12 protein-coding genes are annotated in these 13,319 nt (G+C 64.5%); 5 read left to right on the top strand and 7 right to left on the bottom strand.

Annotated elements, in window-relative coordinates:
* The first annotated feature begins 32 nt into the window (after positions 1 to 32).
* The gene (locus O0880_RS18270; protein ID WP_289887923.1) at positions 33 to 3,080 is read left to right on the top strand and encodes a response regulator; all 3,048 of its coding nucleotides are present in this window, start codon (positions 33 to 35) and stop codon (positions 3,078 to 3,080) included.
* Positions 3,081 to 3,111: 31 nt separating this feature from the next.
* Positions 3,112 to 4,263 (top strand): two-component system response regulator, encoded by a 1,152-nt coding sequence (locus tag O0880_RS18265; protein ID WP_289887922.1) that lies wholly within the window; start codon positions 3,112 to 3,114, stop codon positions 4,261 to 4,263.
* A 153-nt stretch (positions 4,264 to 4,416) separates the two neighbouring features.
* Here the strand turns inward: O0880_RS18265 and O0880_RS18260 are convergent, their stop codons facing one another.
* Together O0880_RS18260 and O0880_RS18255 are read right to left on the bottom strand one after the other, a co-directional pair.
* Entirely contained in the window at positions 4,417 to 5,664 is a 1,248-nt protein-coding gene (locus O0880_RS18260) for a PHB depolymerase family esterase (RefSeq protein WP_289887921.1), read from the bottom strand.
* A gap of 54 nt (positions 5,665 to 5,718) precedes the next feature.
* Positions 5,719 to 6,132: a CopG family transcriptional regulator gene (locus O0880_RS18255; protein WP_046681879.1), complete on the bottom strand. Its 414-nt coding sequence runs from the start codon at positions 6,130 to 6,132 to the stop codon at positions 5,719 to 5,721.
* A 282-nt stretch (positions 6,133 to 6,414) separates the two neighbouring features.
* Between O0880_RS18255 and O0880_RS18250 the strand changes: the two genes are divergently transcribed.
* From O0880_RS18250 to O0880_RS18240, 3 genes are all read left to right on the top strand, one after another.
* The gene (locus O0880_RS18250; protein WP_071326767.1) at positions 6,415 to 6,639 is read left to right on the top strand and encodes a DUF1289 domain-containing protein; all 225 of its coding nucleotides are present in this window, start codon (positions 6,415 to 6,417) and stop codon (positions 6,637 to 6,639) included.
* 8 nt (positions 6,640 to 6,647) lie between these two features.
* Positions 6,648 to 7,571: an MBL fold metallo-hydrolase gene (locus O0880_RS18245; protein WP_289887920.1), complete on the top strand. Its 924-nt coding sequence runs from the start codon at positions 6,648 to 6,650 to the stop codon at positions 7,569 to 7,571.
* Positions 7,572 to 7,671: 100 nt separating this feature from the next.
* Positions 7,672 to 8,625, top strand: a complete 954-nt coding sequence (locus O0880_RS18240; RefSeq protein ID WP_289887919.1) for a nitronate monooxygenase family protein — start codon at positions 7,672 to 7,674, stop codon at positions 8,623 to 8,625.
* 103 nt (positions 8,626 to 8,728) lie between these two features.
* Here the strand turns inward: O0880_RS18240 and O0880_RS18235 are convergent, their stop codons facing one another.
* The 5 genes from O0880_RS18235 to O0880_RS18215 all read right to left on the bottom strand — a co-directional run bounded on the left by O0880_RS18235 (position 8,729) and on the right by O0880_RS18215 (position 13,308).
* Positions 8,729 to 9,310 carry a hypoxanthine-guanine phosphoribosyltransferase gene (locus O0880_RS18235; protein WP_071325869.1) on the bottom strand — a complete coding sequence of 194 codons (582 nt, stop codon included), beginning with the start codon at positions 9,308 to 9,310 and terminating at the stop codon, positions 8,729 to 8,731.
* A 78-nt stretch (positions 9,311 to 9,388) separates the two neighbouring features.
* Positions 9,389 to 10,645, bottom strand: coding sequence for an AMP-binding protein (locus O0880_RS18230; RefSeq protein ID WP_071325868.1), 1,257 nt, complete (start codon positions 10,643 to 10,645; stop codon positions 9,389 to 9,391).
* On the bottom strand, positions 10,642 to 11,001 hold the full coding sequence (locus O0880_RS18225) for an MmcQ/YjbR family DNA-binding protein (protein WP_289887918.1): 360 nt from the start codon (positions 10,999 to 11,001) through the stop codon (positions 10,642 to 10,644). The genes O0880_RS18230 and O0880_RS18225 overlap by 4 nt, the downstream gene beginning before the upstream one ends.
* A 15-nt stretch (positions 11,002 to 11,016) precedes the next feature.
* Positions 11,017 to 11,862 (bottom strand): ABC transporter ATP-binding protein, encoded by an 846-nt coding sequence (locus O0880_RS18220; protein ID WP_071325866.1) that lies wholly within the window; start codon positions 11,860 to 11,862, stop codon positions 11,017 to 11,019.
* 126 nt (positions 11,863 to 11,988) lie between these two features.
* Positions 11,989 to 13,308, bottom strand: a complete 1,320-nt coding sequence (locus tag O0880_RS18215) for an ABC transporter substrate-binding protein (protein WP_071325865.1) — start codon at positions 13,306 to 13,308, stop codon at positions 11,989 to 11,991.
* Positions 13,309 to 13,319: the final 11 nt, after the last annotated feature.

Raw genomic sequence — 13,319 nt, 5'->3', positions numbered from 1 at the left:
CGCTTTTTAAGAATTTCTGATAGGAAACTGTCATGCGTTTCAGGGATATCCGGATCGGCGTGCGCATCAATGCGGGCTATGCCATCCTGATCGGGCTGATGCTGGTCGTCATCGTCCTCGCGGGTAGCCGCATCTATGCGATCCGCGCCGAGACCGACGATATCCTGCAGCGCGACTGGGTTGCCGCCAAGGCCACCAGCAAGATCCATGGCCTGGCGCGCGAGGCGGCCACGCGCATCGCCAGCCTGCCGATCCAGCACCAGCTGGCGCTGCGCCAGGCGAACCAGGCGCGCCTGGAGGCGATCCGGCAGGGCATCGACGAGCAGGTGCGCATCCTCGACAGCCTCGATGCGCGCTCCGACGAGCGGCGCCTGCTCGCGCAGATGCACCATGCGCGCACCGACTATTACGCGTCGCTGCAAACGATGTTCGCGCTGGTCGAGCGCGGCGACGATGCGGCCGCGGAGCAGGCCATGCAGACGCAGACCCTGCCCGTGCTGGAAAAGGTGCTGCTGTACGTGGGCCAGCTCGATGACTTGCAGCAGCAGCAGATTCGCGACAGCGCGGCCAGGATACGCAGCGACATCGATACTTCGCTGATGCTGATGGGCGGCATCGGCCTGGCCGCCTTGCTGATCGGCCTGGCCTTTGCTTGGTCGGCGCGCTCGATCACGCGTCCGCTGGGCGAGGCGGTGGCGATCGCCACCCGCGTGGCCAATGGCGACTACAGTTCCGTCATCGAAGTGACGTCGCGCGACGAGACGGGCGAATTGATGCAGGCGCTGAAGAACATGAGCACCAGCCTGGCCGTCGAGCAGGACCTGCGCCATGCCGTGGAGGTGGCCGAGGATGCGACCAAGATGAAATCGGACTTCCTGGCCAATATGTCGCACGAGATCCGCACGCCGATGAACGGCATCATCGGCATGACCCACCTGGCGCTGCAGACCGAGCTCACGCCAACCCAGCGCAACTACCTGGAGAAGGTGGAGTCGGCGTCGAAAAACCTGCTGGCCATCATCGACGACATCCTCGATTTCTCGAAGATCGAGGCGGGCAAGATGGCCTTTGAAAAGGTCGATTTCTTCCTCGAGGACGTGCTGGCGCAGATCGCCGACCTGTCCGTGATGCGGGCCCAGGACAAGGGGCTCGAACTGCTGTTCGACGTCGCCCCCGACGTGCCCAACGCGCTGCAGGGCGATCCCCTGCGCCTGGGCCAGGTGCTGATCAATCTGACCAACAACGCCATCAAATTCACGGACAAGGGCGAGATCGTCGTCAGCATCCGCCTGCGGCAGCTCGAAGAGCACGCGGCCGTGCTGCGCGTCGACGTGCGCGACACGGGCATCGGCCTGACGCCGCCGCAGCGCAGCAAGCTGTTCCAGGCATTTACCCAGGCCGACACTTCCACCACGCGCCACCATGGCGGTACGGGCCTGGGACTGACCATCAGCAAGCGCCTGGTGGAAATGATGGAAGGCGAGATCGACCTGGAAAGCGAAGCGGGCGTGGGCAGCACCTTCTTCTTCACGGCGCGCTTCGGCCTGGCCGCCGTGCCGCGCGACAGCCTGCCGCAACTGCAGCATCAGCAGCGCTTCGAGGGCCTGCGCGTGCTGGTGGTCGACGACAACCCCAGCGCGCGCGAGATCTTCGTCGGTATGCTGACGGCCTTGGGCTTCGAGGCGCGCGCCGTGTACAGCGGCACGCTGGCCATCGGCGCCGTGGCACAGGCGCGCGCCGAAGGGCGGCCGTATGGCTTGCTGCTGATGGACTGGAAGATGCCGGGCATGAACGGCCTCGATACTCTGGCCGGCATCCGTGCCGACGCCGCCGGCATCGATGCGACGCCGGCTTGCATCATGGTCACGGCATTTCACCGCGAGGCGCTGCTGGAGGCGGCGCAGCAGCGCGAGCTGCCGCTCGACGGCGTCTTGAACAAGCCGGTCAGCGCTTCGACCCTGCTCGACCAGATCTCGTTCGTGTTTGGCGGCGTGACGGGACAGAGCCGCAAGACGCAGCGCCAGAGCAGCTACCGCGACGACGAGCGCGCCCTGCGCGGCGCCTGGCTGCTGCTGGTGGAAGACAATGAGGTGAACCAGGAAGTGGCGCAGCAAATCCTCAGCGACGCCGGCATCCGCGTCGACATCGCCGGCAATGGCGCCATCGCGCTGGCGAAGATCGCGGAAAACCCCTATGACGGCGTGCTGATGGACTGCCAGATGCCGGTGATGGACGGCTACCAGGCCACGCGCAAGCTGCGCCAGGATCCGCGCTATTCGAACTTGCCCGTGATCGCCATGACGGCCAATGCCATGGTGGGCGACAAGGAAAAATGCCTGGACGCCGGCATGAACGACTTCATCGCCAAGCCGATCGACGTGGCCCAGCTGTTCGGTACCCTGGCGCGCTGGATCGCGCCGGCCATGCCGCAGGAAGTCAATGTGGCGGTGGCGCAGGCGGACGCGGAATTGCCCGTGGTCGCCGGCCTGAAAATGGCGGAGGCCATGCGCCGCGTGGGCGGCAATGCCGCTTTGATGCGAAAATTGCTGGACCGCTTCGTGGAAACCCAGTTCGACGCCATGCTGCGCATCGTCGCCGCCATCGAAAACAACCAGCTCGAGACGGCCATCCGCGAAGCGCACACGCTGAAAGGCCTGGCGGGCAATATCGGCGCCAGCGGCCTGGCCGACAGCGCGGCGCGGGTCGAGCATCTGCTCAGCCTCGGTTCGCACGACGGCTTGCCGCAGGCGCTGGCCGCCTGCACCCTGGCGCTCGACGAGCTGGTGCCGAAGATCGTGCTGGCCATGCAAGCGCGTGGCGCCGTCGCGGAAGCGGCCGGCGTCGCGGTGACGCAGGTGGACCGGGCGCGCCTGGAGACCGGCTTGCGCGAGCTGTCGCAGCTGCTGCAGCAGGATGATGCGCAGGCGGTCAAGCATCTCGATGGCATCGGCCCCGTGCTGGTCGCGGCAGGGCAGGCGGAACACGCGCGGCAACTCAAGCGCATGCTGGGACAATACGATTTTGAAGGTGCGCTGGCGCAGCTGGGCGAGGTGGCCGAAGCGCTGGAGCTGACACTGTGACAAGGACAACTATGCAGAGCGAAGGACGGGCATGAGAGCGCCGGCAAGCAAGCCAACCATCCTGGTGGTCGACGACACGCCAGACAATATCGACCTGCTGCGCGCCGTGCTGGAAGACGAGTACCGCACCAAGATCGCCGTCAATGGCGAGCGCGCGCTGAAGATCGCCGCCGGCAGCGACCAGCCCGACCTGATCCTGCTCGACATCATGATGCCGGGCATGAGCGGCTACGACGTGTGCCGCGCGCTGAAGGGCAATCCTGCCACGGCCGGCATTCCCGTGATCTTTGTGACGGCCATGAGCGAAGTGGCCGACGAGCAGCTGGGCCTGGCCCTGGGCGCCGTCGATTACATCACCAAGCCGATTTCGGCGCCCATCGTGCTGGCGCGCATCAAGACGCAGCTGGCGATGAAGCAGATGCAGGATTTTTTGCGCGACCAGAACCAGTACCTGGAGACCGAGGTGGAACGCCGCGTGCAGGAGGTCAAGGCGCTGCAGGACGTCACCATCCACGCCATGGCCTCGCTGGCCGAAACGCGCGACAGCGAGACGGGCAATCATATCCGCCGCACCTCGCATTACCTGAAGGCGCTGGCGGAAAAAGTGCGCGGCCTGCCGCGCTTCCGGGATTTTTTGACGGACAAGAATATCGAACTGCTGTTCAAGACGGCGCCGCTGCACGACATCGGCAAGGTGGGCATTCCCGACCATATCCTGCTCAAGCCTGGCCGTTTCGAGCCGCATGAAATGGCCATCATGAAGACGCACACCACGCTGGGGCGCGACGCCATCCTGGCGGCCGAGCACGAACTGGGCATCGAGGTCGATTTCCTCAAGTATGCGAAGGAAATCGCTTACAGCCACCATGAAAAATGGGATGGCAGCGGCTATCCGCAGGGGCTGGCCGGCGAGGCCATCCCGATTTCGGCGCGCCTGATGGCGCTGGCCGACGTGTACGATGCGCTGATCAGCCGGCGCATCTACAAGCAGGGCATGGGCCATGCGCAGGCCGTGCAGATCATCGTCGAGGGGCGCGGGTCGCACTTCGACGCCGAGATCGTCGACGCCTTCCTGGAGATCCAGGACCAGTTCATCGCCATCTCCAACCGCTATGCCGACGGCGTGTGCGAGATCGCCGACAAGCAGCGGCAGGTGGCGCCGTTTGCCGAAAAAATCAGCTGACGGTATTGAAGAAGCGCAGCTGTTTTGCGTCCGGCGGCTGGCGTCCTGGCCCTTGCCGTCGGTATCGCTGCCGCCCGACCTGGCGTGGCCGGCGCCTTGCATGTCACGTTCAGCTTCAGGCGCCGCCAAGCGCGCCTTCAGTGAGGTAAGTGGTCAGCTGACGGTCTTGAAGAAGCGCAGCATCTCGCGGCTGGCGTCCGGACCTTTGCCGTCCGTATAGCTGCCGCTGTCGCTGCCGCCGGACCAGGCGTGGCCGGCGCCGTGGATGACCCAGTATTCTCCCAGGGGCGAGCCATCGGCCTGGCTGTGCGTGGTGCGCGTGTAGCGGTGGCCGTTTGGCACGCTGCCGTCGGTGGACGCGGCCCTGGCCGCCTTGCCGCCGGCCTGGCTGCGCACGCCCTGGGCGATCAGTTCATCGCCATTGCGCAGGTTGACGGTGGTGTCGCGGTCGCCGTGGAAGACGATGATGGGCACGCCGCCGGCCGGTGCCTGGCGCTTGGGATTGGGCATGGCACCGCCCTTCATGGCCGCCAGCGCCGACGGCAAGTCCTGCGCCGAGGCGAAGGGCAGGCCCGAATGCACGCCGACGGCGGCAAAGACTTCCGGATACAGGGTGCCGACGATGACGGCCATGGCACCGCCCGCCGAGAGTCCCGCGATGAACACTTCGCGCTCGTTGACGGGATACTCGTCGATGACCTGCTGCGCGATGCCGGCGATCAGCGATGGTTCGCCCTGGTCGCGCTGCTGGTCGAGCGCATTGAACCAGTTCCAGCAACGCGAGCTGTTGGCGCCCTGCGTCTGTGCCGGGTAGACGACAAAGCACTGCTTTTCTTCGGCCAGTGCGTTCATCTGCGTGCCGGCCGCGAAATCGTCGGGATTTTGCGTGCAGCCGTGCAGCATGACGACCAGCGGCATGGCCTGGCCATGGTAGCTGCTGGGAATATACAGTTTATAGGCGCGCGTGCCCGCATGGTTGCGGTACACGCCATCGATGAATTGCGCGCCGGCCGGCAGATGCGCCGGCGCCGTGCCCGGCGTATTGAAACCGGGCGCTTGAAACGTAGGCATGTCGAAGCTGTGCTGCCCCAGGCCGGCCGGCACGCCCAGGCGCGCCATGAAGTCTTGCGCGAATTCCTGCGCCGCCTGTGCCGGCGTGGGGGGGGCGGGAGGCGTCTCCGGCGTGGCGCCAGGCTGCGGCTGCGCAGCCGATGGCGGTGGATTGATATCGCGCATGGGCGGCGGCGCTTGCGTGGCCGCAGCCTGCGGCGCCAGACCGGCCGCGGCCAGCGCCTGCTGGATGGCTTCGGTGGCGGCGGCAGGACCCTTGGCGAGGTTATTGCCCATCAAATTGCGGGTTGCGGCGCGCATGTGCGCGAACATGTCTTGAGCTAGTTTCATGACCATCCTTAACGGTGCCGCGCATCGGCCGGGCCATCGCCGCGAACCAATACGCTAGTGAATTCGCCCTGCAAGCGCCGTCTTGACGACGGTGCTGGCGTGCAGGGCACCTAATACGAAGATCGACTCGATGGTGGCCAGTGCCAATTCCACGGAGACGTCGCTGGCGATGCTGGCCAGTCCCAGCACCTGGATTTGCAGGCGCTGGCCGGCTGCCTGGATCGCTTCCAGGTCGGCGCGCGAATAATGCTGCATGCCCAATACCAGGCTTTTACGGGCGACGGTTTGCCTGACCACGTCGGCGTGTGTGCCCAGCTGATTGCGTATGGCCGTACGGATCAGGTCTGTACGGTTGGAATAAAATCCTTCCTGCACCAGCAGATCGATCTGCCCCAGGTCGATCAAGCCCAGGTTGATCGTGATTTTTTCTGATTCCCCAATTTTGGGCTTGCTGTCTTGCTTGGCCATAAGTCTCCGTGTACTCCATGTGGCATCCAATTGCCATCTACATGGATGGTAGTATAGTTCTGTAACATCTCAAGTCAAGCAGGATTTGGCCTGATCCTGATGTAGGACGCCCCCCCGCAGAGTGAAAACACGTTGCAAAATAAATGTGCGGACAGTTATTTTTTGATAATATTTTACGCTTAAAAATGTGGCGACAGAAACATTGTCGTGTTGCTTGGCCGCCTCGCCGCGCCGCTTTCGCGGCATAATGAACGCCTACACGTTTACCGATGCCGCTCCATGATGGTCGATACCCCGCCAGCCGTTCCGCTCCCCCTGCCGTCGCCGGTGCCGTCGCCCTGCGTCAGCCTCTGCAAGATGAACCGCAACAGCGGCCTGTGCGAGGGCTGCCTGCGCACGCTCGACGAGATCATCGCCTGGAGCAAGGCCGACGACGACTTCAAGCGCGCTGTGTGGGCCCAGCTGCCGGGCCGTGTATCCCTGCTCGATTTCGAGCCCGACTACTGAGGACGCCCATGCCGCGATCGCCAGCGCTGTTCCCCGATTCCATTCAGGTGTTTGAGCGCGGCTGGCTGTCGTCGAATAACATCCTGCTGCAGGGGACGCACGACACGGCCCTGATCGACAGCGGCTATGTCACGCATGCGCCGCAAACCCTGGCCCTGCTGCGCCACAGCCTGGCCGGCCGCCCGCTGGAGCGCCTGTTCAACACCCATCTGCACTCCGACCATTGCGGCGGCAACGCGCTGCTGCAAGCCGAGTATGGCTGCCATACGGCCATTCCCGCGTCGGAAGCGGACAAGGTGCGCGCGTGGGATGTCGATGCCCTGAGCTTCCAGGCCACGGGCCAGCAATGCCCGCGCTTCGGCTTCGACGCCACCGTCTCGCCGGGCGACACCTTCACCCTGGCCGACCTGCGCTGGCAAGCGCTGGGCGCGCCCGGCCATGACCCGCACTCATTGATCTTTTACTGTGCCCAGGAAGGCATCCTGATTTCCGCCGACGCGCTGTGGGAAAACGGCTTCGGCGTGATCTTCCCGGAGCTCGACGGCGGCTCCGGCTTTCCTGAAGCGCGCGCCACCCTGGACCTGATCGCCGGTCTGGACGTGCGCGTCGTCATTCCCGGCCACGGACGGCCATTCCAGGACGCCGCCGGCGCCCTGCAGCGCGCCTATTCGCGCCTTGACTACCTGGCGTCCGACCCCGTGCGCAATGCGCAGAATGCCGTCAAGGTCCTGCTGAAATTCCTGCTGCTGGAACGCCAGCGCATCGCCCTGGCCGAGATACCGGCCCTGTTGCGCGGCATGCCCATCTTCGAAGAGGCCAACCGGCGCTTCCTGCGCCAGGAAGCGGCCGCGCTGGCCGAATGGGCCGTATCGCAGTTGCTCAGGGCTGCAGCGGCACGCGTCGAGGGTGAGTACCTGCTTAACGACGGTTAGCGCGGTACCCGATTAAATTCAGCACGATCGTACTTTTTCTGCACTATAATCAACGTTCAGTGTGTCTCTCACGTCCGATCAACTTTCCAGCGAGTCCGCCATGGCACTGCCTGCAGCGTTGCAAAACCTCTCCTTACCCGTTATCGCGTCGCCGATGTTCATCGCCAGCGGCCCGGCCCTCGTCGCGGCGCAGTGCAAGGCCGGCATCGTCGGTTCCTTTCCGGCCCTGAACGCGCGTCCCGCCGAACTGCTCGACACCTGGCTCACGGAGCTGCAGGCCGAACTGGCCGCCTTCCAGGCCGCCAATCCGGATAAAAAGGTGGGACCGATCGCCGTCAACCAGATCGTGCACCAGTCGAACGACCGCCTCGCGCATGACGTGGAAGTCTGCGTCAAGCACCAGGTCCCCATCATCATTTCCTCGCTGCGCGCGCCGCCCAAGGAAATGCTCGACGCCATCCACAGCTATGGCGGCATCGTGCTGCATGACGTGATTTCGATCCGCCACGCGAAGAAGGCGCTGGAAGCGGGTGTCGATGGCCTGATCCTGGTGGCCAGCGGCGCCGGCGGCCATGCAGGCACCCTGTCGCCATTCGCGCTGGTGGGCGAAGTGCGCAAATTCTTCGACGGCCCGCTGGCGCTGTCCGGCGCCATCGCCACGGGCGACGCCGTGCTGGCCGCGCAGGCGATGGGCGCCGATTTCGCCTACATCGGTTCGCGCTGGCTGGCGACCAAGGAATCGAACGTCAGCGACAGCTACCGCGATGCCATCGTCGATTCCGCCGCAGCGGACATCGTCTACACGAACCTGTTTACGGGCGTGCACGGCAATTACCTGAAGAAATCGATAGAAGCGGCCGGACTCGATCCGGAAGCCTTGCCTGAAGCGGACAAGAGCGCGATGAATTTCGGTTCGGGCAGCGCCAAGGCCTGGCGCGATATCTGGGGCGCCGGCCAGGGCGTGGGCTTGATGGACGACGTGCCGACGGTGGCCGAGATGGTGGAGCGCCTGAAGGCGGAATACGCTGCGGCGCGCGCGCGCCTGAAGCTGTAACGTTGGTGAGGATGTCGGATGACGCGCTGCGCGCCAATCCGACCTACTCGAACCTGGTGGCGCAGGTCGGATTAGCGCAGCGTAATCCGACTACCATCATGAATCACTCCTGCTTCAAGTCCTCGGGCTTGATGGCCCACAGGCCCGGCAGGTTGCGCCAGTAGCCGTACGCATCCATGCCGAAGCCGACGACGAAGCGGTTCGGGATCACCAGGCCGACGATGTCCGCCTGCACGGGCTTTTTCTTGCCGATGGCCTTGTCGGCAAACACGGCCAGGATCACTTCCGAGGCGCCCATGTCCAGCAGGCGCTGCTTGACGTGCGCCAGGGTTTCGCCTTCATCGAGGATATCGTCGAGCACGATCACCGTGCGGCCCGCCACGTTCGAGCGGGGGATGACTTTCCACACCACTTCGCCACCCTTGTCGTCGTCGCCATAGCGGCTCACATGGATGTAGTCGAACTCGAGCGGAAAGCTCAGCTGCGGCAGCAGGTTGCCCGTAAACACGACGGCACCACCCATCACGCCCAGCACCAGCGGGAATTCCTTGGAATCGTCGGCGTTGAAGCGCGTGTTGAGTACCTCGGCCATGCGCGTGATCGACGCCTGCACGGTATCTTGGTCGAACAGCAGTTCCGCGTTCTTGATCAGGTCGCGGGCACGGTTGTGATGAAATTCTTGCATGGACTCTTGCATGGCGATGAATGGGGCTGATGATGAATGCCGGTATTATCCCGCAAACGCCATCAGCGTGCCAGCGAACTAACTGTAATCGCGGATATCGTCGATGACCTTGCCATCTTGCGCCAGGCTGCCCAGCGCCACCAGCACGACGTCGCCGCGCAGCTTGGTCAGTTCGCGGATCGAGCCGATGATGGCTTCCACGCCGCTGGCGTCAAGCGGATCGGCGACTTCGCAATGCAAAGTCATCTCGTCGTTGGCCATGCGTCCCGACACCACCAGCCGCGCCTTCCTGATCTGCGGGTGGCGGCGCGCGATTTCGTGCACCTGCGACGGGTGCACGAACATGGCGCGCACCTTGGTGGTCTGGTCGGCGCGCCCCATCCAGCCCTTGATGCGCGTATTCGTGCGGCCGCACGGCGAGGCGGGGGCGTCCGTCAGCACGGCCGACAGGTCGCCCGTGGCGAAGCGGATCAGCGGGTAGTCGGCGTTGAAGACGGTGACCACCACTTCGCCCACTTCGCCGGGGGCGACGGGGATGCCGCTGCCCGGATGGACGATTTCCAGCAGTACGTTCTCGTCGATGACCATGCCCGGATTGAGCTTGCCGTTGCTGGCCGTTTCATAGGCGATGCTGCCGATATCGGCCGAGGCATAGGTCTGGAACACGTGCGGCACGCCGTTGGCGGCGAACCAGCTGCGCAAGGATTCGGGCAGCGCTTCGGCGCCCATCACGGCATTCCTGACGCTGCTGATGTCGGCGCCCATCTCGCGCGCCTTCTCGATGATCAGTTTTAAAAACGACGGCGTGCCGATGTACGTGTCGGGCTTGAGGTCCGCCATCGCCTGCACCTGCATTTCCGTCTGGCCGATGCCGGCCGGGATGACGGTGCAGCCGATGCGCGCGGCGCCCCCTTCGACCATGAAGGCGGCCGGCGTGAAATGGTAGGAAAAACAATTCTGCAGCAAGCCGCCGGCGCGCACGCCGGCCGCGTACATGGGCCGCGCGAAGCGCCACCAGTCGGGCCCCCGGCCTTCCGGATCGAAGATGGGGCCGGGCGAGACGAACACGCGCGACAGGGCGTTCTTGGGTGTCGTGTTCAGGCCGCCGAAGGGCAGCGCGCCGTGCTGCAGCTGCTTGAGGTCGGATTTGCGCGTCACGGGCAGCTGCGCCAGCGCGGCGCGACTCGTGATGTCGGCTGCATTGACGCCGTCGAGAATGCGGGCCCAGCCCGGCGCCTTTTGCGCGCGCGCGATCAGCTGCGGCAGGCCGGCCATCAATTCGCGTTCGCGTGCTTCGGGGGCGCGTGCCTCCAGACTGTCGAGCGTATCGGTCATGTTGCGGATTCTCCAATGTCACGTTGCAGTTTTTTCGTCAGCCTGGCAAAAATCAGGCTGTATGAGCGATGCAGCAGGGCGGCCATTTCGGCGTCGTCGAGCGCATCGGGGCTGGCGATATGCACCCATTTGGCCCGCGCCAGGTACGGCGCCGGGCGGATGCCGGGGCAGTCCGTCAATTCCAGGAAGCGTTCGGCATCGACCTTGAAGCTCATGCCGCGCGTGCTGTGCGCTTCCGCGCCGCACAGCGCGAACAGCCTGCCACCGACGGAAAACGCCAGCACGTTGCTCCATTTGATGTCTTCTGTCGCGCCGGGAAAGCCGCGGCAGACCCGCTTCGCCCGTTCCAGGTCCATGCCGTCCCTCCTGCGTCAGGCCAGCCAGCGCTTGCGGCGGCGGTAGAACTTCATGTCGCGGAAGCTCTTGCGCCCGGCGCTGGACACGCCCAGGTAAAACTCCTTGACGTCCTCGTTGCTGGCCAGTTCCTGCGCCTGGCCTTCCATCACGACGCGGCCGTTTTCCAGGATGTAGCCGAAGTCGGCGTAGCGCAGGGCCACGTTGGTGTTCTGTTCGGCCAGCAGGAAGGAGACGTTTTCCTTGTGATTCAGGTCCTTGACGATGCCGAAGATCTCTTCGACGATCTGCGGCGCGATGCCCATCGATGGTTCGTCGAGCAAAATCATCGACGGCTTGGCCATCAGCGCGCGGCCGATGGCGCACATCTGCTGTTCGCCGCCCGAGGTATAGCCGGCCTGGCTGCTGCGGCGGGTTTTCAGGCGCGGGAAGTAGTGGTAGACCTTTTCCAGCGCGTCCTTCAGCTCGCCGCGCGACAGGCTGCGCGTGTAGGCGCCCGTCAGCAGGTTTTCCTCGATCGTCAGGTGGCCGAAACAGTGGCGCCCTTCCATCACCTGCGACAGGCCGCGCTTGACCAGTTCGTTCGGCGTCAGCTGGTCCACGCGCTCGCCCTTGAACTGGACTTCGCCCTTGGTGACGTCGCCGCGCTCGCCGCGCAGCAGGGTCGAGATGGTTTTCAGGGTGGTCGACTTGCCGGCGCCGTTCGCGCCCAGGAGCGCGACGATCTTGCCTTGTGGCACTTGCAACGACACGCCCTTCAAGACGAGGATCACGTGGTCGTAGATGACTTCGATATTGTTGACCGACAGGTAGGGCGGCGGCGCGTCCGCCTTGACCGGGGCTTGCGTGGCAGTGGGTATCATGGCTGCTTCGTTTTCATAGGGTGTTGGCTTGTCGGATTACGGCCTGCGGCCTGATCCGACCTACGATGTATCTCGGTAGGCCGGATGAGCGCCCTGCGCGCAATCCGACACCACCCCGCAAGCCGCTTACTTCATGCAAGCGGGCGTGATCTTCTTCTCTTCCGCATACTTGGCCGACGATTCCTCGACCAGCTTGCGCACCAGGGCCTTGTCGCCGACGATCCATTTCGGCGTGATGGCGGTCCACTTCTTGCCATCCCACTGCTGCACCTTCACGGCGCCCGAGCCTTCATGGTCGTCGCAGCTGGTTTTCACGGTGGGGAACATGCCCAGCGCGCCGACGGCCTTCTGGCGCGCATCGTCGACGTTCAGGTTTTCCAGGCCCCAGCGCATCTGTTCGCCCGTGATGGGCTTGCCCTTGCCGAATTTTTCCTGCGCCACGCGGATCGCTTCCACCCACAGGATGCCGGCCGTCACGCCGCGCATGTGGTAGACGGAGCCGATGCGCGCCTGGTCGGCCAGGTTGCCCTTGCCGCTGGCGTACAGCTTCTTGCGGATATCGTCGAGCACGGGGTAGTTGCCCGGCGTATTGAAGCTCATCGCCGTGTAGCCCTTGGCCGCGTCGCCCGATGGAATCGTGTCTTCCTCGGAACCGGCCCACCACACGCCCAGCATCTTGTCGCGCGGGAAGCCGTTGCGCTGCGCCGTCTTGATGGCGACGGAATTCATCACGCCCCAGCCCCACAGGATCACGTGGTCAGGCTTGGCCTGGCGGATCTGCAGCCATTGCGATTGCTGTTCGCTGCCCGGCGGCGCGACGGGAATCTTGATCAGCTCGAAGCCGTACTGCTTGGACAGCGCTTCCAGCACGGGCAGCGGTTCCTTGCCGAAGGCCGAATCGTGGTACAGGTGGACGATCTTCTTGCCTTTCAGCTTGTCCATGCCGCCATCCTTGTCGCCCAGATACTTGATCATGGCGGCCGCCTGGCTCCAGTAGCTCGAGATCAGCGGATACACATAGGGGAAGACCTTGCCGTTGGCGGCATCCGAGCGGCCGTAGCCGATCATGGTCATGGGGATCTTGTCCTGCGCCACGCGGTCCAGAATGCCGTAGGCGACGCCGGTGGACAGGGTTTCCACCAGGGTCGCGCCGCCCTGCTTGGTTTTCAGGCGTTCATAGCACTCGACGCCGCGCGAAGGGTTGTATTCGGTCTCGCATTCTTCCCAGCTGATCTTGACGCCATTCACGCCGCCGGCCTGGTTGACCAGGTTGAAGTAGTCGATGATGCCGCCATAGAAGCCCGAACCGCCGGCCGCGTACGGACCCACGCGGTACGAAGGTAGGGCGATGTACTGTTCCTTCGCCTGTGCCTGGGCGCTGCCGGCGATGGTGAGTGCGGCACTGGCGATGGCGGTGGCCAGCATGAGCGATTTGATGTGTTTCATTGTGTCTCCTC

This window comes from Janthinobacterium sp. SUN118, assembly GCF_030397695.1.
Taxonomy (GTDB): Bacteria; Pseudomonadota; Gammaproteobacteria; order Burkholderiales; family Burkholderiaceae_D; genus Janthinobacterium.
Note: the sequence above shows the minus strand (reverse complement) of the source record. Positions and strands in the feature narration are given on the sequence as shown.

Excerpts from the sequence above, each read along its gene's own strand:
- O0880_RS18255 (WP_046681879.1), bottom strand. The coding sequence starts at position 6,132 with ATGGCCAAGCAAGACAGCAAGCCCAAAATTGGGGAATCAGAAAAAATC.
- O0880_RS18265 (WP_289887922.1), top strand. The coding sequence starts at position 3,112 with ATGAGAGCGCCGGCAAGCAAGCCAACCATCCTGGTGGTCGACGACACG.
- O0880_RS18215 (WP_071325865.1), bottom strand. The coding sequence starts at position 13,308 with ATGAAACACATCAAATCGCTCATGCTGGCCACCGCCATCGCCAGTGCC.
- O0880_RS18270 (WP_289887923.1), top strand. The coding sequence starts at position 33 with ATGCGTTTCAGGGATATCCGGATCGGCGTGCGCATCAATGCGGGCTAT.
- O0880_RS18225 (WP_289887918.1), bottom strand. The coding sequence starts at position 11,001 with ATGGACCTGGAACGGGCGAAGCGGGTCTGCCGCGGCTTTCCCGGCGCG.
- O0880_RS18245 (WP_289887920.1), top strand. The coding sequence starts at position 6,648 with ATGCCGCGATCGCCAGCGCTGTTCCCCGATTCCATTCAGGTGTTTGAG.
- O0880_RS18220 (WP_071325866.1), bottom strand. The coding sequence starts at position 11,862 with ATGATACCCACTGCCACGCAAGCCCCGGTCAAGGCGGACGCGCCGCCG.
- O0880_RS18230 (WP_071325868.1), bottom strand. The coding sequence starts at position 10,645 with ATGACCGATACGCTCGACAGTCTGGAGGCACGCGCCCCCGAAGCACGC.
- O0880_RS18240 (WP_289887919.1), top strand. The coding sequence starts at position 7,672 with ATGGCACTGCCTGCAGCGTTGCAAAACCTCTCCTTACCCGTTATCGCG.
- O0880_RS18235 (WP_071325869.1), bottom strand. The coding sequence starts at position 9,310 with ATGCAAGAATTTCATCACAACCGTGCCCGCGACCTGATCAAGAACGCG.
- O0880_RS18260 (WP_289887921.1), bottom strand. The coding sequence starts at position 5,664 with ATGAAACTAGCTCAAGACATGTTCGCGCACATGCGCGCCGCAACCCGC.
- O0880_RS18250 (WP_071326767.1), top strand. The coding sequence starts at position 6,415 with ATGGTCGATACCCCGCCAGCCGTTCCGCTCCCCCTGCCGTCGCCGGTG.